Annotated in this window: 24 protein-coding genes and 1 tRNA gene; 8 read left to right on the top strand and 17 right to left on the bottom strand. The window is 39.1% G+C overall.

Features of this window, described 5'->3' with window-relative positions:
• Positions 1-256 precede the first annotated feature (256 nt).
• Positions 257-1,975 carry a hypothetical protein gene (locus tag IBX42_RS01320; RefSeq protein ID WP_294927621.1) on the top strand — a complete coding sequence of 573 codons (1,719 nt, stop codon included), beginning with the start codon at positions 257-259 and terminating at the stop codon, positions 1,973-1,975.
• A gap of 3 nt (positions 1,976-1,978) precedes the next feature.
• Here the strand turns inward: IBX42_RS01320 and IBX42_RS01315 are convergent, their stop codons facing one another.
• Together IBX42_RS01315 and serB are read right to left on the bottom strand one after the other, a co-directional pair.
• Entirely contained in the window at positions 1,979-2,302 is a 324-nt protein-coding gene (locus IBX42_RS01315) for a hypothetical protein (RefSeq protein ID WP_294927618.1), read from the bottom strand.
• On the bottom strand, positions 2,296-2,925 hold the full coding sequence (gene serB, locus IBX42_RS01310) for a phosphoserine phosphatase SerB (RefSeq protein ID WP_294927615.1): 630 nt from the start codon (positions 2,923-2,925) through the stop codon (positions 2,296-2,298). The genes IBX42_RS01315 and serB overlap by 7 nt, the downstream gene beginning before the upstream one ends.
• Positions 2,926-2,978: 53 nt before the next feature.
• Between serB and IBX42_RS01305 the strand changes: the two genes are divergently transcribed.
• Positions 2,979-3,890 carry a methylenetetrahydrofolate reductase gene (locus IBX42_RS01305; protein ID WP_294927613.1) on the top strand — a complete coding sequence of 304 codons (912 nt, stop codon included), beginning with the start codon at positions 2,979-2,981 and terminating at the stop codon, positions 3,888-3,890.
• A 120-nt stretch (positions 3,891-4,010) separates the two neighbouring features.
• Here the strand turns inward: IBX42_RS01305 and IBX42_RS01300 are convergent, their stop codons facing one another.
• The gene (locus IBX42_RS01300) at positions 4,011-6,128 is read right to left on the bottom strand and encodes a GGDEF and EAL domain-containing protein (protein ID WP_294927610.1); all 2,118 of its coding nucleotides are present in this window, start codon (positions 6,126-6,128) and stop codon (positions 4,011-4,013) included.
• A gap of 118 nt (positions 6,129-6,246) precedes the next feature.
• On the opposite strand from IBX42_RS01300, the gene serS reads away from it, so the two are divergent.
• Positions 6,247-7,494 carry a serine--tRNA ligase gene (gene serS, locus IBX42_RS01295; protein WP_294927608.1) on the top strand — a complete coding sequence of 416 codons (1,248 nt, stop codon included), beginning with the start codon at positions 6,247-6,249 and terminating at the stop codon, positions 7,492-7,494.
• A gap of 50 nt (positions 7,495-7,544) precedes the next feature.
• The gene (locus IBX42_RS01290) at positions 7,545-9,878 is read left to right on the top strand and encodes a tetratricopeptide repeat protein (protein ID WP_294927605.1); all 2,334 of its coding nucleotides are present in this window, start codon (positions 7,545-7,547) and stop codon (positions 9,876-9,878) included.
• A 20-nt stretch (positions 9,879-9,898) separates the two neighbouring features.
• On the opposite strand, the gene IBX42_RS01285 is transcribed toward IBX42_RS01290, so the two are convergent.
• From IBX42_RS01285 to IBX42_RS01255, 7 genes are all read right to left on the bottom strand, one after another.
• Positions 9,899-10,552 (bottom strand): phosphatidylserine decarboxylase, encoded by a 654-nt coding sequence (locus IBX42_RS01285; RefSeq protein WP_294927602.1) that lies wholly within the window; start codon positions 10,550-10,552, stop codon positions 9,899-9,901.
• Positions 10,542-12,539 carry an ATP-dependent zinc metalloprotease FtsH gene (gene ftsH / locus IBX42_RS01280; RefSeq protein ID WP_294927599.1) on the bottom strand — a complete coding sequence of 666 codons (1,998 nt, stop codon included), beginning with the start codon at positions 12,537-12,539 and terminating at the stop codon, positions 10,542-10,544. Before ftsH ends, IBX42_RS01285 begins: the two co-directional genes overlap by 11 nt.
• A 2-nt stretch (positions 12,540-12,541) precedes the next feature.
• Positions 12,542-13,375 (bottom strand): 50S ribosomal protein L11 methyltransferase, encoded by an 834-nt coding sequence (locus tag IBX42_RS01275; RefSeq protein ID WP_294927596.1) that lies wholly within the window; start codon positions 13,373-13,375, stop codon positions 12,542-12,544.
• A complete protein-coding gene (locus IBX42_RS01270; protein ID WP_294927593.1) occupies positions 13,375-13,749 on the bottom strand; it encodes a chemotaxis response regulator CheY in 375 nt (124 codons plus the stop codon). Before IBX42_RS01270 ends, IBX42_RS01275 begins: the two co-directional genes overlap by 1 nt.
• A gap of 79 nt (positions 13,750-13,828) precedes the next feature.
• Positions 13,829-14,539: a 1-(5-phosphoribosyl)-5-[(5-phosphoribosylamino)methylideneamino]imidazole-4-carboxamide isomerase gene (gene hisA / locus IBX42_RS01265; protein WP_294927590.1), complete on the bottom strand. Its 711-nt coding sequence runs from the start codon at positions 14,537-14,539 to the stop codon at positions 13,829-13,831.
• A 103-nt stretch (positions 14,540-14,642) separates the two neighbouring features.
• Positions 14,643-15,254: an imidazole glycerol phosphate synthase subunit HisH gene (hisH, locus tag IBX42_RS01260; RefSeq protein WP_294927587.1), complete on the bottom strand. Its 612-nt coding sequence runs from the start codon at positions 15,252-15,254 to the stop codon at positions 14,643-14,645.
• Positions 15,251-16,156 (bottom strand): PDC sensor domain-containing protein, encoded by a 906-nt coding sequence (locus IBX42_RS01255; protein ID WP_294927584.1) that lies wholly within the window; start codon positions 16,154-16,156, stop codon positions 15,251-15,253. Before IBX42_RS01255 ends, hisH begins: the two co-directional genes overlap by 4 nt.
• 260 nt (positions 16,157-16,416) lie before the next feature.
• Between IBX42_RS01255 and IBX42_RS01250 the strand changes: the two genes are divergently transcribed.
• Complete coding sequence (locus tag IBX42_RS01250; protein WP_294927581.1) at positions 16,417-17,304, top strand: lipid A biosynthesis lauroyl acyltransferase; 888 nt, start codon at positions 16,417-16,419, stop codon at positions 17,302-17,304.
• 1 nt (position 17,305) lies between these two features.
• Here IBX42_RS01250 and IBX42_RS01245 read toward each other — a convergent pair whose 3' ends face one another.
• The 3 genes from IBX42_RS01245 to panB are packed head-to-tail and all read right to left on the bottom strand — an operon-like array spanning position 17,306 to position 20,165.
• Positions 17,306-18,355 carry an AI-2E family transporter gene (locus IBX42_RS01245; RefSeq protein ID WP_294927578.1) on the bottom strand — a complete coding sequence of 350 codons (1,050 nt, stop codon included), beginning with the start codon at positions 18,353-18,355 and terminating at the stop codon, positions 17,306-17,308.
• Positions 18,352-19,365: a Holliday junction branch migration DNA helicase RuvB gene (gene ruvB, locus IBX42_RS01240; protein WP_294927575.1), complete on the bottom strand. Its 1,014-nt coding sequence runs from the start codon at positions 19,363-19,365 to the stop codon at positions 18,352-18,354. Before ruvB ends, IBX42_RS01245 begins: the two co-directional genes overlap by 4 nt.
• Positions 19,366-19,373: 8 nt before the next feature.
• Positions 19,374-20,165: a 3-methyl-2-oxobutanoate hydroxymethyltransferase gene (panB, locus tag IBX42_RS01235; protein ID WP_294927572.1), complete on the bottom strand. Its 792-nt coding sequence runs from the start codon at positions 20,163-20,165 to the stop codon at positions 19,374-19,376.
• Between the two features lie 78 nt (positions 20,166-20,243).
• On the opposite strand from panB, the gene IBX42_RS01230 reads away from it, so the two are divergent.
• Both IBX42_RS01230 and trpA read left to right on the top strand, forming a co-directional pair.
• The gene (locus tag IBX42_RS01230) at positions 20,244-20,648 is read left to right on the top strand and encodes an Hpt domain-containing protein (RefSeq protein WP_294927569.1); all 405 of its coding nucleotides are present in this window, start codon (positions 20,244-20,246) and stop codon (positions 20,646-20,648) included.
• The gene (trpA, locus tag IBX42_RS01225; RefSeq protein ID WP_294927566.1) at positions 20,645-21,385 is read left to right on the top strand and encodes a tryptophan synthase subunit alpha; all 741 of its coding nucleotides are present in this window, start codon (positions 20,645-20,647) and stop codon (positions 21,383-21,385) included. Before IBX42_RS01230 ends, trpA begins: the two co-directional genes overlap by 4 nt.
• Before the next feature lie 174 nt (positions 21,386-21,559).
• On the opposite strand, the gene IBX42_RS01220 is transcribed toward trpA, so the two are convergent.
• From IBX42_RS01220 to IBX42_RS01210, 3 genes are all read right to left on the bottom strand, one after another.
• Positions 21,560-21,636: transfer RNA gene (locus IBX42_RS01220), tRNA-Arg, on the bottom strand.
• A 64-nt stretch (positions 21,637-21,700) separates the two neighbouring features.
• Positions 21,701-21,919, bottom strand: coding sequence for a hypothetical protein (locus IBX42_RS01215; protein ID WP_294927563.1), 219 nt, complete (start codon positions 21,917-21,919; stop codon positions 21,701-21,703).
• 4 nt (positions 21,920-21,923) lie between these two features.
• Positions 21,924-22,151 carry a hypothetical protein gene (locus tag IBX42_RS01210; protein WP_294927560.1) on the bottom strand — a complete coding sequence of 76 codons (228 nt, stop codon included), beginning with the start codon at positions 22,149-22,151 and terminating at the stop codon, positions 21,924-21,926.
• A 203-nt stretch (positions 22,152-22,354) separates the two neighbouring features.
• Between IBX42_RS01210 and proB the strand changes: the two genes are divergently transcribed.
• Positions 22,355-23,137: a glutamate 5-kinase gene (gene proB, locus IBX42_RS01205; RefSeq protein WP_294927557.1), complete on the top strand. Its 783-nt coding sequence runs from the start codon at positions 22,355-22,357 to the stop codon at positions 23,135-23,137.
• Positions 23,138-23,182: 45 nt separating this feature from the next.
• On the opposite strand, the gene IBX42_RS01200 is transcribed toward proB, so the two are convergent.
• Positions 23,183-23,491: a hypothetical protein gene (locus IBX42_RS01200; RefSeq protein WP_294927554.1), complete on the bottom strand. Its 309-nt coding sequence runs from the start codon at positions 23,489-23,491 to the stop codon at positions 23,183-23,185.
• Positions 23,492-23,744 lie beyond the last annotated feature (253 nt).

Genomic DNA, 23,744 nt, shown 5'->3' with positions numbered 1-23,744 from the left:
GTATTGAGTCATTTGAAGCTCAATAAATATGATTAATAATTATTTTAAATAACACCCCTGTGAATGAACCTCCACTTTTCTAATGAGGGCTTCTTGTTCTTATTGTCATGTGACCGTGACAAAGATAAGGGGTCAGGTAATACCAATAACTAATCTCTCATTTTAAAATAACTTTTACCCACACAACTTTCTCACAAACAAACTCTCATATAATTTAGGAATATTTTTTGCTACTTAAAAAATAAAAAGTAGTACTATGCACTATATTCTGACTCTTCTATTGCTTACCTCTTACATATACGCAAAAACAACTGATTTTTCAATCATTATAGATGAGAAGTTCAATAATGCTTTGGTTGATGTAGCTGAGGATTATGACCGCTCTATCTCTGCGGTTGGCTTTATAAAAGAGTACAAAGATAGCTCATCAAATGATTCTGCTACATACAGTAATGCTTTTGATTATCTCTCCTCTTTATCAAATGCCCACGGTTCGCAGATGCATCTTGTAAAAGTTGATAACAGTGCAAATATCTCGCTTAGAAAATCTATGAATCTCGCAAATTTCAATGAAGCGGTAAGCCTTGTAAAGACTCCCGAGAATGGCTACTTTATCGGAGGGCACACACTAAGTGGCTCTTTAGTGCTTCTAAAACTGGACTCTCATGCGAACAAAATATTTGCATCGGAGTTTGGAACACCTAACCACGACAAACTGAGCAAGCTAGTCTCTCTTCGTGATGGCGGTGTTCTCGCGGTAGGCTCTTCAGCAGCTTCACAAAACCAGAGCTATGATGTTTTCAGCAACGGTCTTGGCTTAAATGATATATATGTTGCTAGATTCTCACAAAATGGCACAATGCTTTGGAGCAAAAGATACGGCTCTTATGACGATGACACGGGTATTGACGCGGCAGAAGCGGATGACGGTTCAATTGTTGTTTTGGGCAAAGTGAACAAAGGGAAGCAAACGGGAGCCTCTCTTATGAGAATTACCGAGCATGGCGACAAGATTTGGCTCTATGAAAAGATTGAAGAGAAGAGAATTACTCCTCATAAAATCATCAAACTAAGAGACTCTGCATTTGTTGTCTCTCTCTCTCAAAAAGACGAGATGAACAAAGAGCAGATCAGGCTTCTAAAAGTTGATCTGCAAAAAAACATCTTGCAAGATAAGACTATTTATACGACATACTCAAGTGTTTTAAAAGATATTGATGAGTACTCTGATGGCAGGCTTGCAGCTGTCGGTCATGTCCAAGATAGTTATGATACGGACGGGCTTGTAATGCTTCTTGATGCAAAGTTTTCCCTGCTGCTTCAGGAGCATTACGGCTCTGTGGATTTCGACTCTTTTCATGCACTTGATGTACTTCACGACTCTAAAATCGCAGTTGCCGGAGTTCACACAAACAAAGAGTCTCAGGAGACAAACATGTGGCTCTTAAAACTAAACCGAGACCTCACAATGTCCCAAATATCAAACAGTGTAACAAATTTTTATGCGCAACTCGCGGAACTTTTTAAAGATGAGATAAAAGCAAATTCACTGACTCTAAGAGATGATTTGTCTATCAATTTTAGCAGTGAAAGTTTGTATTTTGAGATTGGAAAACATATGTTGACGAACCCTCAAAAGAAGTTTTTAGATAGCTTTGGCAAAAAACTTTTAGCATTTTTATACAAAAACAAAGAGCATATAAAAGCACTCGAAATCAACGGTCACACATCAAGTGAATGGGGTACGAGTGATTTTTCAAGCGGTTACCTAAACAATGAGCGGTTATCCATGAACCGCTCGTTTGCAACACTTAGCCACATATTTAACAACCAAGACGAGAAAACAAAAAAGTGGCTTTCAGAAATTCTCAAAGGAAGCGGTCTTAGTTTTTCTAAAAAAATCATGCTCAATGAGGTTGAAGACAAAAAGAGATCAAGAAGAGTCACGTTTAAGATTATCCTCTTTGATAATTAGTCCTTAGATATCTTCACTATAAGCATTTGTTGCTCTAAAGTCTAAACGCACTTTGTCTTGTTTTAGTTTTTTATAGAGTTTAAATTTAGCTTTCTCTAACTCATCGTCATCATAAGCAAACTCTGTTTTTATCGCATCATCACTCATGCTGGCACTATCCATGGCAAAAAGTCTTAGCTCTTTTTTTGTAAGCTTTGCTTTAAGCACCGCGTAAAGAGCCTTGTCATCTTCTATCATATCGACTAAAGCAAGTCTGCAATATTGCGCCAACATCTCTCTAAAACTATTCTCTTTGTTGTACTGTCTCCAGACACTGTTTTCTAGCATTGTATTTTTCCTAATATTTGTGTTAAGTCTTTTGTCTCAATAACTATATTTGCTTCTTTACGTAAAATTTCTCTTGCACAAAAAGCGACTCTTGTTCCGGCATGTGCAAACATGGAGAGGTCATTTGCCCCATCCCCGCATACTAGTGTTTCATCCTCTCTTACTCCAAGTAAACCCTGCAAACGAATCAACATGTCGCCTTTTGAGTAGTTAAACATCATATCTCCGCCGACAAGACCGGTAAGTATCTGATTTTTATGGTGCAGTACGTTTGAAAAATCGGCATCATAACCTAAGATGTTTTTTGCATATCCGGTAGCACTTCTAAACCCGCCGCTAAAACAGACGACTTTCATACCCATGCTCTTGAGCTCGGCTATGGTCTCTTTTGCTCCCCTCATGTAAGGCAAATTTTGACTGATTTTTTCTACTACGCTGTACTCTAGTCCTTTTAAAAGTCCTACTCTCTGCTGAAGCGATTCAAAAAAATCAAGTTCACCGCTCATAGCAGCTTCCGTTATTTTGCCCACCTGCTCTCCAAGCCCCAACTCTTCAGCAAAAAAATCTATCGTCTCGCCGTCCATCAGCGTAGAATCAAAATCAAAAACAGCCAGTTTTAGCATATATTCTTCTCTCTTTAGTTATAATTGCGCAATTATACCATTTAGGATGCTTTTTGTTTAATGAACTTATAAATAAACTAAAAAACGATACTTATATCTCGTTAGAGACGACTCCGGGGCACTCCCCTGTTTTCTTACCTATCATTGAGACAATAGCAGAGCTTGGACTTGATAAGCTAGTAGACGGCTTTACGACTACAGACAATCCTCTTGCGAAGTTAAAATACAACTCCCTTTTTGCGGCAAAGATGCTTCAAGAGAGATTTAATAAGCCCGTAATTGCAACTATGAGTATGCGTGATAGAAATAAAATTGCTCTTCAATCGGATTTATTGGGAGCAAACGAGGTGGATGTAAGAGCCATTTTAGCGCTAACCGGTGATCCTGCATCTATCTCCGATCAGCCACACACAAAGGGTGTTTTTGAAGCGGACAGTACACTTTTGCTTGAAATTGTCTCATGTTTTAACAGCGAAATTGATTATGCGGGAAAACCCCTCTCGCATAAACCAAAGGAGATCTACCCTTTTGCCGTCGTAAACTCTTATGCAAAAAATCCTAAGACGCTCCAAAGAAAGATGCAAAAAAAGATAAAACATGGCGCGCTAGGAATCATTACGCAACCTGTTTATGACCTTCAAAATGCAAAACTGCTACTTGAGCTAAAAGAAGCGGCAAACGAAGCGTGCTGTAACGAAAACAGAAGTGCTGAGCTTATTTTGGGAATATTTCCTATTACAAAACTAAGAACTGCACAATTCTTATCTGCACATGTACCTGGTATAGATGTTCCTGACGCGTGGATTGAAGCCTTAAGAGATGCGCATGAAAAAGGAGCAGAGGAAGAGTATAGAGTTGGTTTTGAACTTAGCAAAAATCTCTTTTTAGAGCTAAAAGCACTCCATCCGAAAATTCATCTAATGACTGCAAATCAGTTTGGACTAGCTAAAAATATATTAAGCTAATGTTACGCATTAAAACGAACGCGTCCGTTTTAATGGCAGGGACAAATGTCCCTACAACCCCCTAAAGCTACGAAAAACTTTGTTTTTCGAGAATCTTAAAATCAGACACTAATCTAGCCTCTATACCGACTTGCCATCACCCTTAAAATCTTTAATAAACTCTCTAAATTTCTCTATCCTAAGTGGCTTGCTGAAGTAGTATCCCTGAATCTGGTAACAGTGCAGAGATTTCAGTGCTTCTATATGCTCTTTCGTCTCTGAGCCCTCTGCAATAACATCTTTGCCAAGAGATCTTGCCATTGCGATGATAGCCGCAACGATGGAGCGGTCATCCTCATCTTTGTCAATATCAAGCACAAAACTGCGGTCTATTTTAATCGTTTTTGCAGGTAGTTTCTTTAAGTAACTAAGGGAGGAGTAACCCGTTCCAAAATCATCAATAGAGAGTTTAAAACCCTTTTCGCTTAGCTCGTTTAAGATAGAGAGCGCCTTGTCTACATCCTTCATAATATGACTCTCTGTAATTTCAAGCTCAATATAACCCTTATCAAGTCCGATATTATCCGCGATGGCGCAAATGTCGTTTATAAAGGAGTCGTCATTTAGCTGCTTGCTTGACACATTTATTGATACAACAAGCCTCTTTCCCTCGTCATAAAGCGCTTTTGCATCGCTTATTGCTTGTCTTGCAACCCATAAGCCTATTTGAGATATCTGACCAGTCTCTTCTGATATGCCTATAAATTTGTCCGGTCTTATAAGCCCAATATCAGGGTGATTCCATCTTATAAGCGCTTCCATACCGTAAACTTTTTTTGTCCTAAGATTTACTTTTGGCTGGTACTCCAAAAAGAGCTCATTTCTGTTTATTGCGCTGCGCAAGTCATTCTCGATAAGCGAGCGTTCCGTTATCTTCTCGTTCATTGACTGCGTATAAAACTGATAGGAGTTTTTTCCTGACTCTTTTACCTGATACATCGCTGTATCGGCTGCTTTAACAAGCTCTTCATAAGTTGTTCCATCATCAGGATAGATGCTAATTCCGATGCTTGCTCCCGTATAAAACTCTCTGCCCTCTATTATTACAGGTGATCTAAATCTCTCTATTATTTTTTCTGCTACCACTGCTATGTCTAAAACAGATTCCGCATCACCGAGCGTTACCGTAAACTCATCACCGCCAAGGCGAGCCAAAGTATCCTCATCGCGAAGAGTTGCTTTGATAGATTTTGCCACCTCAATTAAAAATTTGTCCCCGGTAAAGTGCCCAAATGTGTCATTTATATTTTTAAAGTTATCCATATCTATAAAAAAGAGCGCCATTTTTTTTGAGTTTCTCTGAAGTGAGGGTATCTTATTTATAACACGCTCTTGAAACAAAACCCTGTTTGGAAGGCTTGTAAGCGCGTCAAAATAGGCGAGATTATGGATCAAACTCTCTTTTTTCTTCTTCTCGCTTATGTCGTTGACTATGGAGATATAGTTGGTTAGATTGCCCTCTTTGTCATGCAGAGCAATAATGTTTAGCTCCGCGGTATAGAGCTCACCGTTTTTTCGTCTATCTATTATCTCACCGTTCCAGTGCCCCTCTTTATTGAGCTCCCTCCACAGATTTTTATAAAAGAGCTTGTCATGCCAGCCAGAGCTAAATGTGTTTGGAGTTTTTCCCCTAATATCTTCGATGTTGTATCCGGACATTTCGCTGTATGCGCTATTTATGGTAATTATTTGCTGAGCGGCATCTGTTATTAGAACTCCGTCGTTCATCTTTTCAAAAACAGCAGAAGCCAAAACAAGCTCATTTTCGGCATATTTGCGTCTTGTTATATCATGAACCGTACCGATTGATTTCAGTGGATTTCCATCTTTGTCAAACTCATGTTCACAACTCTCTTCGACAAACCCAATCTCGCCATTTTCACGAACAATGCGATGCTCAACATAGTAACCGCGCTTCTCTTTAAGGGATGACATGTACATATTGTTTACCATGTCAATATCTTCGGGATGAACATATTTTAAAAACGCTTCATAAGTAGCCTCAAACTCTTGGGGCTCAAGACCAAAAATACGGTAAACTTCATCAGACCAATATAGAGAGTTGTTTACCAAATCAAGCTCCCAATGCCCTATATGCGCAAGAGCTTGAGCCTGCAACAGACCACTATAAAGTTTTTTACAATAAAGTTCATCATCAGATATATCTACAACTTCACTATCGCTTAAGGGTAATTGCATACAGTAGGCTCCTCGCTGCTTTTTTTAAAAAATAGTTTATTTTATCATACAATTGTCATAATGTGCTTCAATAGTTTATTTTGCTATAATCGCACCACTTATTTACCGGAAAAAGACAATGATTGATTTAAAACTACTACAAAAAGATTTTCAAGGCGTTAGCGACAAACTTGTGAGAAAAGGCGTGAGTGTTGAACTGCTTGATTCGCTTAAAAAAAAGAGTGAAGAGCTAAAAACTGCAAAAGTAGACTATGAAACACTTCAAGCGGCGCAAAATACGATGAGCAAAGAGTTTGGCATCTATAAAAAAGAGGGCAAAGACGTAAGCGAGTTAAAAGCCAGAGTCGATGCAAACAAGATTAAAATCACTGAGGCTCTTGAAGTACAGCGCATAAAGCAGGAGGAGTTGGAGTCTCTTGCCATGTCAATTCCAAATATTCCAGATGATGATGTTCCAGATGGCGAAGATGAGAACGACAACATAGAGATTAGAAAAGTTCTTACTCCAAGAGAGTTTAACTTTACTCCAAAAGAGCACTGGGAGCTGGCTGAGCAAAACGGCTGGATAGATTTTGAGAGAGGCGTAAAACTTGCAACAAGCCGTTTTAGCGTCTCTTTTGGCATGGGCGCAAAACTAGAGCGAGCGCTTATCAATTTTATGCTAAATTTCAACTCAAAAAGAGGTTTTGAAGAGGTAAGCGTGCCATCTATCGTAAACAGAGCCGCACTTGAGGGGACTGGGCAACTTCCAAAATTTGAAGACGACCTCTACAAAATAGAGGACCAAGAGCTTTTTTTAATCCCAACCGCAGAGGTTCCTGTTACAAATCTTTTTCAAGATGAGATACTATCTCCTAATCAACTGCCGATAAAACTAACGGCATATACCTCATGCTTCAGAAAAGAGGCAGGTGCCGCAGGGCGTGACACTCGCGGTATGATACGACAGCACCAGTTTCATAAAGTTGAGCTTGTAAGCATCACAAAACCTGAAGATAGTGACAAAATCTTTGATGAGATGGTTCAAACCGCATCAGATTTGCTTAGTGCATTAGAGCTTCCGCACCGTCTTGTAAATCTGTGCAGCGGTGATTTGGGGTTTGGGGCTGCAAAAACGGTGGATTTGGAAGTTTGGCTACCGGGACAAGCGACTTACAGAGAAATTAGTTCGGTATCTAACACGAGAGAGTTTCAGGCAAGACGTGCAAAAATAAGATTCAAAGATGAAAACAAAAACTCTTTTGTTCACACTCTAAACGGCTCATCGCTTGCTGTTGGAAGAACCATGGTGGCGATTATGGAAAACTTTCAAAACGAAGATGGAAGCATAACGATTCCAAAGGTTTTAGAGTCCTATATAAACTAGTATTTTGGTACTTTTTTTGCTTTAAAAAAGAAACGATAGCAAGGTAGATGATGGCTGATGGACTAGAAGAAGAGATAATAATTATTGAAGATAGTGATGCCGCTTATGAGAGTGCCGCTTCAAAATCGTCAATAATTGATGAAGAGTCATCATCTGCAACCAAAAAGAAGTTACTTCTTGTCGGCATCGGTGTTGCTCTTGTTTTAACCATTTCGCTACTCTTTTTAATCATTCAAAAACAATCAAAAAAACCTACAGACAGCTCTATGGACTACATAGATAAGAGACTCGAAAGTCCAATCTCAAAGCCTGTGGAGCCAAGCAAAATAGAGAGTATGATAGCAAAAGCCGACTATCTCTACTCAACCGGCTCAAAAACAGAGGCTCTTACTCTTTATGAAAAAATAGCTCACTACAGCGAAGCCGTCTCTGCATACAATCTGGGAGTTGCTCAACTAAAAGACGCGCAATACAAGACTGCTCTTGAAACATTTCAAAAAGCAATACAAAACAATGAAAAAAGATGCGTAAGCGCCATTAATGCGGCAGTCTGCTCCCTGCATCTACAAAACCAAGAGAGCTTTAGATACTACATTGACTTGGCTTACGCATATCTTCCTCATGAGAGACAGTCGCCGCTATACTCTTACTACTATACTCTTATAAACTACTATAACGACAACTATTTAGAGGCGTTGAGTGCACTTAAAAATCCTACATCTCTAGAGTATAAAAAAGTTCAAAACTCTCTTGCATCAAGAATTAACGCTCTTTTTGACAATGACTACGGCGCTATTGAGAGCATGGAGAGTGACAAACCGATAGTCAATGATTTTAGTCTTGGACTTCTTTATGCAAGAGTCGGAGATTTAACACTAGCAAAAAATTATCTTCAAAATGCAATAAAAAAAGGGGTAGAGCCCGTAAAGTCGCAGCTTGCACTCGGATATGTAAATTTAAAGTCGGGTCAGGTTCAAGAAGCGGCTAAAAATATAGAAAATATTACAGATATGTTTGGCGAAGAGGTTTACAAACCCTACCCTATTAAAGTTAAGCTAAAAGATTCGCTTTTCAATCCCGAAGAGGCACAAGAGAGATACAGAAACAGTGTAATTAACAGCAGGGAGATTGATTACCAAAAGATATTTTACTTCTCGCCCTATAAAACATTTAATGCAAATCAGACCATTAGCTATATACGCAAAGGAAATGCAAATATATATATTGACAATATTGACTCTGCAAAGGAGTATTTAGCAAAAGGCTCCTCATCTTCAAGTGTCAATCTTGGCATAGTAAATGCAATCAAAAAAGCACTCTCATTTAAACTCAGAGAAGCCAATGAGATGCTTCAAAAACTGGTGGAAATTCAGCCTAAACACTCTATCCTTCACTACAATCTGGCTCTGACTTATGCACAGATGGGTAATATGGCTGATGCGCACAAACACTTTTTACGCTCTTACAATCTTGATGCAAAGAATTATCTCTCGGGAATATACGCGGTTATGACATCTCAGCTTATTGATAATGAAAATGCCAAATTGCTCTCTATTATAAAGGATGCCGTTGCTCACGAAGAGTTCTCTGAAGAGATAGACTTATACAATACGCTTCTTTTTATCAGTCAGGGAAATGCTTCCTCTCTAAGTGACTGGCTCGATAAAGATTATAAACAACGACCCCTATATTTGGCACTCGATATTATTATTGCGCTTAAACAGAACAATGTAGTTGCCGCACAAAAATCTGCAAACAAGCTTGCGCTACTGCTTCCGGATGAGATAGTTCCACACATGATGTATATCGATGCTCATTTCAATAAACTAAGTCAAAAAGAGTATGCAAAAGAGGTTATGAACTACCTAAGGGTTCAAGATTTAAACTTTAACGATCTCTATTTTGGGGCATATGTTGCAAGATATCTCTATATTCAGCAAAACCTCATTACAGGCAAGCTCTATTTCTTGAGAGAGCAGCTAAAAAAGGTGCTAGAGTCTACAACCGAGCGAACTGAAGAGCTGACTAGTTCACTTGCTTTAGCATCGCTATACGACGGATTTTACGAGGAGTCTTATACTCTTTATAACAACCTCATTGACAATCTTAAAGTGCGTGATTCACAGACTCTATTTTTGGGTGCCGTTGCTTCTACCGCAGCAGAGCATCATGCAAACGCGATTGCCCTTTTAGAACTCTCTAAACTAAAGAACCCTAGTTTTTTAGAGAGCAGATATGCTCTTGGGCTTCTCTATCTTGAGGTTAAAAATAATAAAGGGGCAGTTATTCAATTCTCAAGAATATATAAAAACAACTTCAACTCTGAATATTTTAATTTTAGTATTGATACTGATAAATTGATGTTTGAGAAGAGCCGGAAGTAGAGATACTTCTGGTTATAGAGTTATTTTTTACTCTCGTTTGTAAAGTAACCGATAAGAGACTCGGATGCTTTGAGCTCGCTGCCGATGTCTATATTTAATCTAAAGTTATGCGGCAAATAGAGCTCCGTAATGCCGTTAATAACAAGACCGTATCTAGAACCCTGAAGAAGATTTTGACCCTTGTTAACGTCTATATCTATCCCCTTTATACTCTGTTTTAGTCTATGAACTAGCTTTATTTTATTTGAAGATTGTGTATCACTAAATACCAACTCTGCATTTTCATTTATATTTTTTGAGAGCGATTTAAAAGCAGATAACCTTGCGCCTCTTTGAAGGTTAAGCTCCTCCAAGGTTGAACTAAAAGGAACTCTCAGCAGAGCAACATTGAGATAATTTCCATCAATCTCTACTTTGTATGCGTAGCTCCCTTTGCCTTGTAGCTCCTCTATAGATGAGACAACTCCATCAACAGGACTTACAACGCTGTTTTGCTGATAAAGCATATTTTGTCTCTCAGGATTTCTAAAAATAAAAACAAAAAAGAGTGTTGTCAAGAATGCTAAAAACTGTAAGAAATCAATATCAACTATCGTAAAAACAATAAGCGCTGCAATTGAGTATGCCAGATAACTCCAGCCCTCTCTTGCAATCGGTAGAAGATTACTCCTCATCTAAGTTTTCCTTATCTTTTTTTGGTTTTTTAGCATCTTTTTCTTCTTGAGCCATTCTTGCATCTACTTTTAACTCTTCTTCAATATCATCAAATACTAAATTTACTTTAGATTCTATACCGTTTGCTTTTTCAAAATCAATAATTATATTTCTAACTTCTTCGCCGGTAATATTCTCTTTTTTGTAAAGAAGCTTTACTATCTCTTCGATTGCTTCTCTGTACTCTTCAAGCCTTTTCATAACAACGCTATATCTCTCTTGAAGTGATGATTTTATAAACTCATCCATGTTCTCAGCCATCTTGTCGCTGTACTCTCTTGTAGCCTGAATGCCGCCGCCGCTAAGGAATGAGTGTCTGCTCTTCTCTAGCACCATCAATCCTGCAACATCACTCATTCCGTATGTTTGAACCATAGATTTTATAATGTCGGTTGCTCTTTCGAGATCGTTTCCTGCACCTGTAGAGATCTCGCCTATAAAGACCTCTTCTGCCGCACGTCCGCCAAGAAGAACATCAACCTCTGCCCAGAGCTCATGCTTCTGCATCATAAATTTGTTCTCTTCCGGCGTATTGAGCGTGTAGCCCAGTGCCGCTAATCCGCGAGGAACAATAGACACTTTTGATACTTTTTTGGTTCCTGTCGTTGTTTCAGCCATCAACGCATGCCCGCTTTCATGATAAGCGACAATCTTTTTCTCTTTAGGGTTGATTCTGCGAGATTTTTTAGCAAGCCCCGCCAAAGCACGCTCTACTGATTCATAGAAATCTTTTTGCGTTACGCTTTTTTGACTTTTTCTTCCAGCCAAAAGCGCCGCTTCATTAACAATATTTGCCAAATCAGCTCCCGCTAAGCCTGCGGTCAAACGTGCAACCTCTTCAAGATCCACATCCTCATCCGTCTTAACGCCCCTGACATGAACCTTTAAAATCTTTATACGCCCCTCATAATCAGGCTTGTCAACCAACACCTGTCTATCAAAACGTCCCGGACGCAAAAGCGCCTGGTCAAGTATCTCAGGTCTGTTGGTTGCTGCCAAAATAATAACAGGAGTATCGGTTCCAAAACCGTCCATCTCTGCTAAAAGCTGGTTCAACGTCTGCTCACGCTCATCGTTACCGCCCATGTTTGCACCTGCTGCACGACTTTTACCTATGGCATCAATCTCGTCTATAAAGATAATGCTGGGCGCATCTTTTTTTGCCTGCTCAAAAAGGTCACGAACACGAGCTGCTCCAACACCAACGAACATCTCTATAAAGCTAGATCCGCTTACAGAAAAAAACGGCACATCTGCTTCACCCGCAACAGCTTTTGCTAAAAGAGTCTTTCCCGTACCGGGGCTTCCTACAAGCAGAACACCTTTTGGAATTTTTGCACCTATCTCGACATAGCGACCCGGATATTTCAAGAAATCTACAATCTCCTGAACCTCTTCCTTCGCCTCTTCCACTCCGGCAACGTCATCAAACTTTGTTTTAGGTTTTTCGGAGTTGATCATCTTTTTAGAGCCGCCCATTCCCAAAATGCCGCCGCCCATACTTTTTTGCATTCGTCCCGCAAAAAACATCCATATTGCTATGATTATTAGAAACGGAAAGAGCCATCCGAACATCTCTGTAAACCAGTTAGTTTCGCTAAAGCCTGTATATTCGACATTTTGCTTCTCTAACTCCTCTGTTAACTTCGTATCGCCCGGAACAATCCTTGTTGTATAGAGCGTCATATCGTCTGCTCCAAACGCCTTAATATAAGACTGCCCTATCTCAACTTTTTTTACGCTTTTTGATTCTATAAGCGACTTAAGCTCGGAGTAGCTTATCTGTTTTACTTTCTTATTACCGCCTGCCACTGCGTCTGAGCCGCTGTTTTCACCGATAAGTACCTTAAAAAGTAAAATAATTACTACCGAAAAAATCGCAAAGGTTATAAGCGGATTTTTATTAAAAAAATTATTCTCATCATTATTATCGTTCTTGTTTTTCATATCTATTTTTTACCTTTTTTTAGTATTAAAGTGACCCACTCATCTTGGTCTATTTTTTCTAAAATTTCAAAATCTTGATAGTATTTTAAAACTTTTGCTTCATATTTATTTAATATTCCAGATAGCACAAGCACTCCACCCTCTTTTAAAACACTTTTTAAGTCATTTGCTATAAAGATGAGTACGTCAGCCACGATATTTGCTACGACAACATCATAAACATCTTTTGCCTCAGAGCAGGAACCTTCCCATAGATTTTCAAACTCTACGGAGTTTAACTCTGCATTTTGCTTGCTGTTTTCTACGGATGCTATATCCGTATCGCAAGCATCTACAATAGCGCCTATTTTCATAGCCCCTATCGCTAAAATACCGCTTCCGCAGCCTACATCTAAAACTCTGTCATCTTTTTTTACATATTTTGCTATTGCTCTCAATGCTGATGCCGTTGTTGGATGATGACCCGTGCCAAATGCCAGAGCAGGGTTTATTTCTATATTTATAAGCTCTTTATGCGGCGCATCCCATGTCGGATGAATGTAGAACTTATCGATTGTAAGCGGTTTTACGCTATCTTGATAAAGTTGAACCCAATCACTGTTCTTAAGTTTTGTCTGCTCGCACTCAATATCTATATTTTCGCCAAGAGCCTTTGCTAGAGCCTCTGCAAACTGCTCTAAACCCCAGACAATAGTCTCTAGATTATCTTCGCTTCTTATAATAAAACCGTCATCTGTCTCTTCAAAACCAATCGGTAGAGTATCTGTTAAAAAATCGCAAAATAGTGCATGATGAGAGGAGACACTGACTTTTAGCTCAAAGTAGTGTTCTTGCATTACACCTCAATACCCATAACAGCGCCAAGTTTCTCTTTTAAAACCTGTGGTGTAAAAGGCTTAACAATGTAGTTGTTAACACCCGCTTTTAATGCAGTAATAACCTCTGTTTTACCGCCCTCTGTAGTTACCATGATTATTGGCAAATCCTTAAATCTAGCATCTGCGCGAACTTTTTTTACAAGTTCTAGACCGTTCATTTCAGGCATGTTCCAGTCCGTAATGAGCATGTCTACATCGGGATTAGCATCCAGTGCGCTCCAGCCTTCAACGCCGTCAGCACCCTCTAAGATATCTTTATGACCGAGTCTTGACAATGTGTTTTTTATAATACGGCGCATTGTAGAACTATCATCGACAACAAGTAATTTCAAAGGAAATCCTTTTTATGAAAATTTGCAAATTAATAGGAAATAATATCTAAATTTTGTTAATTTTGCGATAAAGAGCCGTTTAAACGAGGAGCTTAAACATTTTTGGCAAGTCCAGTGTCCCTTCATAGTAGGCCTTGCCGATAATTACGCCATCAACCAGATTTGTCGCAATTAGAGCCTCTATATCACTCTCATCTTTAACCCCGCCGCTTGCAATTGTACTCACTCCGCTTGCCTTTGCAATCTCAACACTAAACTCTACGTTTACGCCTCCAAGAGTTCCGTCTTTACTAACATCCGTGCATATTATTGCTTCGACTCCGGCATCTGCAAACTCGCGTGCCAAATCCGTTGCACGCATAGAGCTTACCTCGCCCCAGCCCTCAACTGCTACAAACCCGTCTATTGCGTCAATTCCAACCGCTATAGGGTATTTTGCAGCCATCTCTTTTACAAACTCAGGATTTTTAACTGCGATTGAGCCTAAAATAACTCTATCTATTCCGATCTCAAGCATTTTTATAATGGTTGCTTCATCGCGAATTCCGCCGCCGAGCTCAAGCTTTACACCACAGTTTTGTCTTATTTTTATAATCTGCTCTAAGTTTTTCGGCTCTCCTGCAAATGCTCCGTTTAAATCAACCAAATGCACCCACTCAGCACCCATCTCTTCAAACTTTTTCACAAGCATCCAAGGCTCATCAGAGTATATTTTTGCACTCTCCATAAGACCCTTTGTCAGTCTTACTGCTTTTCCGTCTTTTAAATCAATAGCTGGGTATAAAGTCATGTAAATAAATCCTTAAATTATAAGCCACAAGTGGCGTGAGCCCTCTGCTGAAGAGAACTTAGTGTTAACGTAGCTAGCGGAATTACTTCCGATAGCGTGTCTGTTATAGCCTTGTAAAGTTTTCTAATATTTTAAGCCCGTTTCTATGGCTCTTTTCTGGGTGTGGCTGAATTCCCATAACATTTTTGCAAGCAACCGCAGATGCAAATTCATATCCGTATACGGTCTTGCCTATGACATCCTCTTCTTTTTCACATACCGCGTGATAGGAGTGAACAAAATAGAGATAGTGCTCTTCATCCAAGCCATCAAAAAGAGGATGTTTTTTTGTAAACATCCTGTTCCAGCCCATGTGCGGAACTTTGAGCGGCTCACTAAACTTAGATGTGTCAAAGGCTACAACCCTGCCCTTTATAAGTCCCAACCCCTCATGATTTCCAAACTCTTCAGAACTATCAAAAAGAAGCTGCATACCAAGGCATATCCCAAGAATAGGCTTGCCGCTTTGAGCAAACTCCCTTATGGCATCAATCATATTTCGCTCTCTAAGATGCTCCATCGCATCAGGAAATGCACCGACTCCCGGAAGAATAAGCTTCTCATAATCTTTAAATTTTTTCGGGTTGCTCTCAACAACGCTCTTTGCGCCTATTTTGACAAATGCGTTTTGAACACTTGCCAAGTTTCCCATGTTATAGTCAACAATTCCTATCATTCATCAATCTTTAATTTTGTAAATTTTATATAAACCGCCAATGTAATTAAAAGCATAGAGACTCCTCCGACGATATACATGGCATAAATAAGCTTTTCAGGATCCGTTATTGCAAACTTAAAAACAAGCATTAACGCCTCAATAGAGAGGGCAATGATAATTGACCCCAAAAACCGAACCATCGTCTTGTGTGGACCGGAGATACTGTTCTCTTTATTTCTACCAAGTATTTCCTCTTCTATGATGGTTTTTGCCAAATCAAATATTGCAAGAGCAAGCGTAATTAAGATTGTCGCTTCAAAAACCTCCTTGATTTTAAAATGGCTCGGCGAAATCTCATAGACAAAAAAGCTCTGTATGCCTTTCAAAAAGAGCAGTATTGCAACCGCAATAAGTGCAAAAGAGAAAATTGCATATGAGTACTTAAAAAGAGAGGTAAAAAATTTATCAAACCTGCTTGACCTTGAGATTTTAATAACCTCATCTAGCGGCATATCCAAACATGCTATATACTTTAGCTCTCCATGCTCATCATAAACCGGCTGTGATGCCGTAACACACAGATTGCCCGTTATAAGCGAGGGATAGGGATCGGTTATCGTACATCTTCCCTCTTTTACCGCTCTGTAGTAGTAGGCGCGATCCGATCTGATTTTTCCAATATCTTCTTCAATCTCTCCACCCGCTACAAAAGTGGGAGAGATCTGAATTCCGCGATTATCAAGAAGATAAACGCCGTCACAATTTTGCAAATCTGCCTTTATCTTTAAAAGACGAGGCATTATGAACTCTAGGGAGAGCGAAGGGAGTCTGTTTTGAATATTTTTTGAAAAAAGATAACAAAAATAGGCCCTTGCCTTGGTGCGACCTTCAGAAAAATTTTGTATATCTGCTATAACCACTTTTCGCGCCCTTTTTACTGATGTTATTTACTGATGTTACGCACTAAAACGAACTCGTCCGTTCTAGTGGCAGGGACAGATGTCCCTACAACCCCCTAAAGCTACGAAAAACTTCGTTTTTCGAGAATTACAAGATGTTTTACGCACTTTTATGAAAAGCGCATAAGGTCAGTTATTTATAAATAGCCGCAATTATACCAAAGGCATTGTTACATTTTGATATAATCTGCCTTTAAAATTAAATTGAGGTTCTTTTAATAATGGGTTTTAAACTTTTTTTACTGCTTGAAAAACTCTTGATGTTACTGCCGAAAAAAATAAGAAAAAGTTTTTTTGTTTTGTTGGCAAATATCGCATACTTCCTCTCATCAAGATACAGAAATATCGGTTTTATCAATCTAGATTTTGTTTTTGGCGACAAACTTACGCAAGAAGAGAAGAAAAAGATTGTCAAATACAGTTTTAAAAACTTGCTGCTAAATTTTCTACATCTCATGGAAATTAGGCACATGCGCAAAGAGGATCTAGACAAAATAGTAACAATCAAAAATATAGAAGCTGTACGAAAAGCACACAGTGAGGGGCGTGGAGTTATCTACGTCACGTCTCACTACTGTGCTTGGGAGCTTGGCGGAGCCTCAATAGGAGCTTTTGCAGAGCCTATTGCTGCCGTATACAAAAAAATGAAAAACAAAGATTATCAAAGATGGACATTGGAGTCACGGGAGAGATTCTCCAACAGCTCTTTGGAAAAGTCAAATGTCGTAAGACCCCTTATAAAGCTTGTTAAAAACAGAGGCGCCAGCGGTATCTTAATCGATACGGCAATAAACAGAAGGGATGGTCTGGAGGTTGAATTTATGGGCAAACTTGTTCATCAGACATCAACCCCCGCCTATCTTGCGAGAAAATATAATGCCGCAATTATTCCGGTCGTCATGACAACGGATGATGAAGAGAACTATACCCTGAGATTTTTTGATGAGATTGAGGTACAAAAGAGCGAAGATGAGCAAGCCGACATCTTAAGGGCTACACAACTGCAAGCAGATTGGCTCACTAGGCTAATAACCAATGAGCCGAAGTTTTGGTTTTGGATACACCGAAGATTTAAGAGCAACTACCCAGAGATATACAAAAAAAGCTAACTTATTGTGTTTTTGATTCACACTCTTTTGTTCTAGCCTCAAAAAGCTTCATAATTGTGAAGAAAAATGCAGTAATTGCAGGACCCAAAATCATTCCCCAGAATCCAAAAGTTGTAAGTCCCGCAATGATGGCAAAAAAGATAATAAGCTCATTCATCTTTGCATCATCCTCTTTTAATAGCCTTAAATTAATCTCTTTTATAACCAAAGGCTTAATAAAAGTATCTGCTATTACAGATATGACAATAATAGAGTAAAGCACTATAAATATGGCATTTGAGCTATTTCCTGCAGAAAACTCATAAAGTGCGAAGGGAATCCACATAAGAGCTCCGCCTACTATAGGGACTAATGAAGCAAACCCATACATGATTCCAAACAAAAGCCCATTGTAGCCCATGAAAGATATGGCAACTCCAAATAAAATGCCCTGAAACATAGCATTTGCGATGATTGAGTAAAAGACGACACTCATGACGGATGAGAGCTCTCTTGCTAAAAGCGTTGTCTCATCAACGGACATCTGAACAACTCTCTTTAGAAAATCTACCACATATCCACCGTTATATTGTGCAAAAAAGTAAAAAACTATTACCAAAAATGAATTTTTAAGATATCCGGCACTCAAAGAGCCTATATCTCCCGTAAAAGAGATAATATAAGATGCTATAGAGTTCACGTTTATCTCTTTCATAAAACTTTCGGTATAAGGCTTTAAAAAGGAGAGATACTCAGGTGGAGATTGTAAAAACTCTTTTATGAATATTTCTATATTTTTAAAAACTATCGGGTCCATGCTGTTGAGTTTTATAGTAAGTGTTGCCAAAAAGTATCCAAGCGGCACAAAAAATAGAACTGCCAATAAGAAACTGGAGATGAGCGCGGCATAAAACTTTGACCTTAGCACTTTTTCAAAAAAATTTTGAATATTTGAGGTCGATATTGCCAGCAGTGCCGCAATAATCATTCCCATCAAAAACGGAGCATAGAGCATGTACATCCAGTAAAGCGATGTTGCAAATAGTATGGCTACAAAATATTGCGGCTTCAAAATAGACCCCCCCCTTCCTGATATGGAAATTCGATGTTTAAAATCTCATAAGTACTTCTGGTCGCTCTTCTGCCTTTGGCAGTTCTCTCCAAATAGCCGTTGGCGATAAGGTAGGGCTCTAAAACATCCTCTACAGTCCCCTCGTCTTCGCTGAGGGCTGCCGCAATCGTACTTAACCCGATTGCTCTTCCGTTTGCTCCCACAAGAAGATTTAAGAGCTTTATATCCATCTCATCAAATCCATGTGAATTTATGCCCAGCTCTTCGAGTGCATATTTTGTTCTTGAGTGTGCTATATCTTTCTCATTTGCCACATCCGCAAAATCTCTTACACGGCGGAGAAGTCTAAGCGCAATACGGGGAGTTCCACGGCTTCTTTTTGCTATCTCAACACACGCTTCATGCGCTATCTCTTTGTTTAACTTTCTAGAAGCTTGAGAGATAATTTTTGCAAGCTCATCAGCAGAGTAGAACTGCATTCTAAAGTTCATACCAAATCTGTCTCTAAGAGGACTGGAGAGCATTCCGGCTCTTGTTGTGGCACCCACAAGAGTAAAACGCGGCAGATCTATCTTTACGGTCTGCGCAGCAGGACCGCTTCCTATAATAATGTCGATGCGAAAATCTTCCATGGAGGAGTAGAGTATCTCTTCAACAGCCGGCGAGAGGCGGTGAATCTCGTCTATAAAGAGTATGTCGCCCTCTTCTAGGTTCGTGAGGATTGCCGCTAAGTCTCCGCTTTTTTCTATCATGGGAGCGGCAGTCACTTTAATATTTGCATTCATCTCGTTTGCAATAATAAGTGCTAAAGTGGTTTTACCCAGCCCAGGAGGTCCAAAAAAGAGGGTGTGGTCAAGCGCTTCACCCCTTATTTTACTCGCCTCTATAAACACGCCGAGGTTTTTTTTGATCTGCTCTTGCCCTATATACTCACTCCATGCACTTGGACGGAGTGTTATCTCGCAGCTCTCCTCGTTGTCAAATCTCTCTATCTCTACCAATCTTTCCATAATCTCTCTTAGTAGGTGTGTATGTCTTGAGGGAACTTGAGAGTTCTAACCTCATCGGAGTAGCTCCTTATAGCGCTTTTTACCAATGCCGCTCCATCCATATACTTCTTCACAAATTTAGGAGTAAACTCCTCAAAGAGACCAAGCATATCCGAAAAAACAAGAACCTGCCCATCTACATCTCTTCCGGCACCGATTCCGATAACAGGCACATTTACACTCTTTGCAACCTCTTTCGCAACATCGGCTTTTACGCCCTCTATAACCATACAAAATACGCCCGCCTTCTCTAGAGCTTTAGCATCTCTAATAAGCTGCTCCTGCTCCTCTTGGCTCTTGCCTTTTACTTTGTATCCGCCCTCTGAGCGAACGGCTTGCGGGAGTAACCCGATGTGTCCACAGACAGCTATACCGTTTGAGCAAAGATGCGCAATAATGTGCGCTTTATCTGCGCCGCCCTCTATTTTTAGGGCATCAACAGGAGTCTCTTGAAACACCTTTATGGAGTTTTTCAGAGCTTCCTCGGAGTTCGTATATGTTCCAAAAGGCATATCACAGATCAAAAAACTATTTTTAGCGCCCTGTGCGACGGCATTTGTATGGTAAATCATCTGCTCTAGAGTCGCACTTAGCGTATCGGCTCTGCCTGCAAAGCTCATATTTAGGCTATCTCCAACCAAAATTATGTCACAACTAGGCTCCAGCAATCTCGCAAAAAGCGCATCGTAAGCAGTTATCATAACCAGCTTGGATACACCTTTGCTTTTTTTGATAGAAGTTATAGTCATTTTCTTAGTCATGTAAATACTCTTTCTTTATAATAAAAGGTATTTTAACTAAATATTGCTATAATTTTGACCATATAGGAGAAATATTTTATGGGCGTAAGAAGTGATTTAGATTCCAACTTTGATTATGAAATAGTCGATGAGTTTCTGGACCACTACTCTATGATGGTTGACTTTATGGAGAGTCTGATTATCGACCTTTCCAAGCCAAATATGTATGAGAGAAGCGTAAATGAGCTTTTTCGCATCTTTCACAATATCAAGTCGGCTTCAGGCTATTTAAAAATCGCACAAATGGCAAAACTTGCAGCTTTTGTTGAAGATACGCTCGAAGTCATAAGAACCGAGCATAAGAGCGTCAATGAAGAGACTATAAACTGGCTGCTAAGCATCAGCGATATGTTTGCCATCTGGAGAGACGACCTCAAACATGACAACGAATTGAGCCATATAAAATATTCTCTACTTAAATTACCAGACTTGGAGAACAGTTGAAAAAACTAGTGGCATATATAACATCCGGCTACCCGGAAAAATCTTTCAGTATTGACTTAGCACTGGCTCTAGGGGAGAGCGGCGTAGATGCCATAGAACTCGGAGTTCCCTTCTCAGACCCAGTAGCTGATGGTCCATCCATCGAGGAAGCAAACCACAAAGCTCTTGAGCTCGGTTTTAAGTTTAAACATCTTTTAGAGATATCAGAAGTTGTAGCTCCAAAAGTCGATACACTCTGGATGGGTTACTTTAACAGCTTTTACCAACATGACTTAAAGAGTTTGATTCCGCTCGCCAAAAAGATAGGAGTAAACGGGCTAATAATCCCAGACCTTCCGTATGAAGAGACTCTCATCTACAAAGATCTTTTTGACTCAAACAGCATCTCAAACATCAGTTTTATCGCACCGACCGATACCGAAGATAGAATAGAGAAGATTGTAAAAGAGTCCAAAAAATTCATCTACATGGTAGCGTACGCAGGAATAACAGGCTCAGGCGCATCTGAAGATCTCCAGCCGATACTCTCATCAATTAAAAAACATACGCAAACACCCGTATACGTAGGGTTTGGAGTAAATGAAAAAACTGCAAAAGAGAAAGTAAAAGGTGCCGATGGCGTAATAGTAGGAAGCGCTTTTGTAAACATACTTTTAAATGATGCCCTAGCTTACAAACAAAAAATAGAGAAGTGTTGTGAACTTGCACAGATTATAAAAAATGAGATCAATAGCTAAATCTCTTTTTTATATTTCTCCATTTTGCAGTTAACATTCTATCTTTACCCGCTTATTGAATTTCATGAACGTTGCACTTTAAAATTAAATTGGCGTCGAATAGAATTATCGTTCTTAGAAGTTTGTGAATTTTGATTGAAAGTGTTTATTTTAGGGGGAGTTTTCTTTGTAGTATGGTGCGCCCGACACGATTTGAACGTGTGACCGCTGGTACCGCAAACCAGTGCTCTATCCAGCTGAGCTACGAGCGCACACCATCTCTATTAAAGAGACCGAAATTATATCACTCTTAACTTATACAATAATAAATTTGTCTTAAAATTCCAATTTTTTTGTTATTTCTTCTATTCTTTGTTCTTGTAGAAAGAGTTCATGGGTTTTACGGACATATGCCTGCATGAGAGTCTTTAGATCATTGTTGCCCTCTACGTTAAAATCTTTTCTCATCTGCTCCTGCAAGAAAACAGCGAAAGCCTCTTCAACATCAACATCAAAACGACGCCCGCCTATATTTAAACCAAGCTTTTTACTCATAATTCTAAGCCATTATACTTTCTAGTTTTTCTACTATAGCCTCTATTTCAAGCTCTTTTTGGGCATTCTGCTCTATCAATCTTGTTATCTCTTGATTTTTTATTTCACTCTCGGCTTTGAGTTTTACTAACTCTAGTCTTAGCACCTCATTCTCCTCTTTTTGAGAATTGTACCGCTGGACGATAGCTGAAACCTTGTCATTCAATTTTGCCAAAGAAGTTTGGTTTTGCATAAAAAAGTCCTATCAATCATTATATGAGCGTAATTCTATCATAATTTAATATAAGGAGAAGTCTAAAAAATTTAACTTTTACCTATCTGTGGACTTTGCTTATTTAGCTCTAAAGCTAATAAAAACTAAATCTTTAACTTGTTACAATAGGGGTCAAAAGCTCTCTTGAAAATAAAAGAGTTGCGTAATTCAAAGGAAAATACATGAAAAGAGTTGTTATCAAAGTCGGTACAGCCGTTCTGACAGAAAATAATGAAATCGCAAAAGAGCGTATGTTAAATCTCGTCACACTTATCATAATGCTCAAGAAGAAATATAGCGTCATCTTGGTAACATCAGGAGCAGTTGCAGCAGGTTACTCCATACTAAAACTTGACAAAAGAAAGCAGATTGGCAAAAAGGCTCTCGCCGCTGCAGGACAGCCTATTTTGATGAGTGCGTACAAAAGAAAATTTGATATTTATGACATTACCACGGCGCAAATTCTTCTTACAGAAGATGATTTTGACTCAAGAAAGCGCACTAAAATGTTTCAAGAGATTATAGATGCGCATCTTGAAAATGATATTTTACCAATAGTAAATGAGAACGATATTACATCCACCCCTGAACAGCTCTTTGGAGACAATGACCAACTCTCGGCAAATGTAGCTTATGCGACTAATGCCGAACTTTTAGTGATTTTAAGCGATATTGACGGATATTATGACAAAAATCCACAAGAGTTTAAAGACGCCAAACTTTATAAAATCGTAAATGAACTGCCAAAGGAGGCTCTTGCGGATACATCGACGGCAAATAATGAGTTTGCAACCGGCGGAATCGTAACAAAACTCAAAGCTGCAGATTTTTTAATAAAACGCGGAAAAAGAATGCTCTTGTGCAACGGGTTTGATTTAAGTGCTGCAAAATCTTTTCTTCTGGATGGGAAACACACGCTTGGGACTCTCTTTGAGCCAAAAGCTAAAACAGAAAATAAAAACTAAACTTTTTATCAGTAGCAAACTGCACGCTACTGATACCCTCTTTCTTTAGTCGTAATCCTCTACAAATTTGTTTCTATATGAAAACTTCTCGACAGGTTCATACTCATCATCTTCATCATCCCAAGAGTTCTCAAGTTCGCTCTCAACTATTCTCTCATACCCCATCTTGTTGAGTTCATCATCAATTTGTTCTACATCTATACCGTTTTTTTTTCCAAAATCCAAAATGTAATCGACATCTTCTCTCATCACACCATTTAACTCTAAGATAAACTCTAAATCTTTAAACGTCATATTTGCCCTCTTAACAAATATATATTCCGCGTCCCTCTGCGGATTAATCTCTTTTAGCATAAAGCCACTACTATCTACAATATATTTTATACAAAATTATACTCTCTAATGATTTTTTTTTTGCTAAAAATAACTTTAAGAGTCCCCGTTTTTTAAACTATCTTGCTATTTTACTGATGTTACGCACTAAAACGAACGCGTCCGTTTTGGTGGCAGGGACAGATGTCCCTACAACCCCCCCCCAAAGCTACAAAAAAATTTGTTTTTCGAGAACTACAAGAAGTCTTGTGATATAATCAACATAAAATATCGG

Origin of the sequence: Sulfurimonas sp. (assembly GCF_014859695.1) — a bacterium.
Classification (GTDB): domain Bacteria; phylum Campylobacterota; class Campylobacteria; order Campylobacterales; family Sulfurimonadaceae; genus Sulfurimonas.
Note: the sequence above shows the minus strand (reverse complement) of the source record. Positions and strands in the feature narration are given on the sequence as shown.

Bases quoted from the DNA above. Each gene is read 5' to 3' on its own strand.
- serS (WP_294927608.1), top strand. From the start codon at position 6,247: ATGATTGATTTAAAACTACTACAAAAAGATTTTCAAGGCGTTAGCGAC.
- IBX42_RS01250 (WP_294927581.1), top strand. From the start codon at position 16,417: ATGGGTTTTAAACTTTTTTTACTGCTTGAAAAACTCTTGATGTTACTG.
- IBX42_RS01275 (WP_294927596.1), bottom strand. From the start codon at position 13,375: ATGCAAGAACACTACTTTGAGCTAAAAGTCAGTGTCTCCTCTCATCAT.
- IBX42_RS01290 (WP_294927605.1), top strand. From the start codon at position 7,545: ATGGCTGATGGACTAGAAGAAGAGATAATAATTATTGAAGATAGTGAT.
- IBX42_RS01315 (WP_294927618.1), bottom strand. From the start codon at position 2,302: ATGCTAGAAAACAGTGTCTGGAGACAGTACAACAAAGAGAATAGTTTT.
- ftsH (WP_294927599.1), bottom strand. From the start codon at position 12,539: ATGAAAAACAAGAACGATAATAATGATGAGAATAATTTTTTTAATAAA.
- serB (WP_294927615.1), bottom strand. From the start codon at position 2,925: ATGCTAAAACTGGCTGTTTTTGATTTTGATTCTACGCTGATGGACGGC.
- hisH (WP_294927587.1), bottom strand. From the start codon at position 15,254: ATGATAGGAATTGTTGACTATAACATGGGAAACTTGGCAAGTGTTCAA.
- IBX42_RS01210 (WP_294927560.1), bottom strand. From the start codon at position 22,151: ATGCAAAACCAAACTTCTTTGGCAAAATTGAATGACAAGGTTTCAGCT.
- IBX42_RS01200 (WP_294927554.1), bottom strand. From the start codon at position 23,491: ATGCTAAAAGAGATTAATCCGCAGAGGGACGCGGAATATATATTTGTT.
- IBX42_RS01300 (WP_294927610.1), bottom strand. From the start codon at position 6,128: ATGCAATTACCCTTAAGCGATAGTGAAGTTGTAGATATATCTGATGAT.
- ruvB (WP_294927575.1), bottom strand. From the start codon at position 19,365: ATGGAAAGATTGGTAGAGATAGAGAGATTTGACAACGAGGAGAGCTGC.
- hisA (WP_294927590.1), bottom strand. From the start codon at position 14,539: ATGACTTTATACCCAGCTATTGATTTAAAAGACGGAAAAGCAGTAAGA.
- panB (WP_294927572.1), bottom strand. From the start codon at position 20,165: ATGACTAAGAAAATGACTATAACTTCTATCAAAAAAAGCAAAGGTGTA.
- proB (WP_294927557.1), top strand. From the start codon at position 22,355: ATGAAAAGAGTTGTTATCAAAGTCGGTACAGCCGTTCTGACAGAAAAT.
- IBX42_RS01230 (WP_294927569.1), top strand. From the start codon at position 20,244: ATGGGCGTAAGAAGTGATTTAGATTCCAACTTTGATTATGAAATAGTC.
- IBX42_RS01285 (WP_294927602.1), bottom strand. From the start codon at position 10,552: ATGAGGAGTAATCTTCTACCGATTGCAAGAGAGGGCTGGAGTTATCTG.
- IBX42_RS01215 (WP_294927563.1), bottom strand. From the start codon at position 21,919: ATGAGTAAAAAGCTTGGTTTAAATATAGGCGGGCGTCGTTTTGATGTT.
- IBX42_RS01320 (WP_294927621.1), top strand. From the start codon at position 257: ATGCACTATATTCTGACTCTTCTATTGCTTACCTCTTACATATACGCA.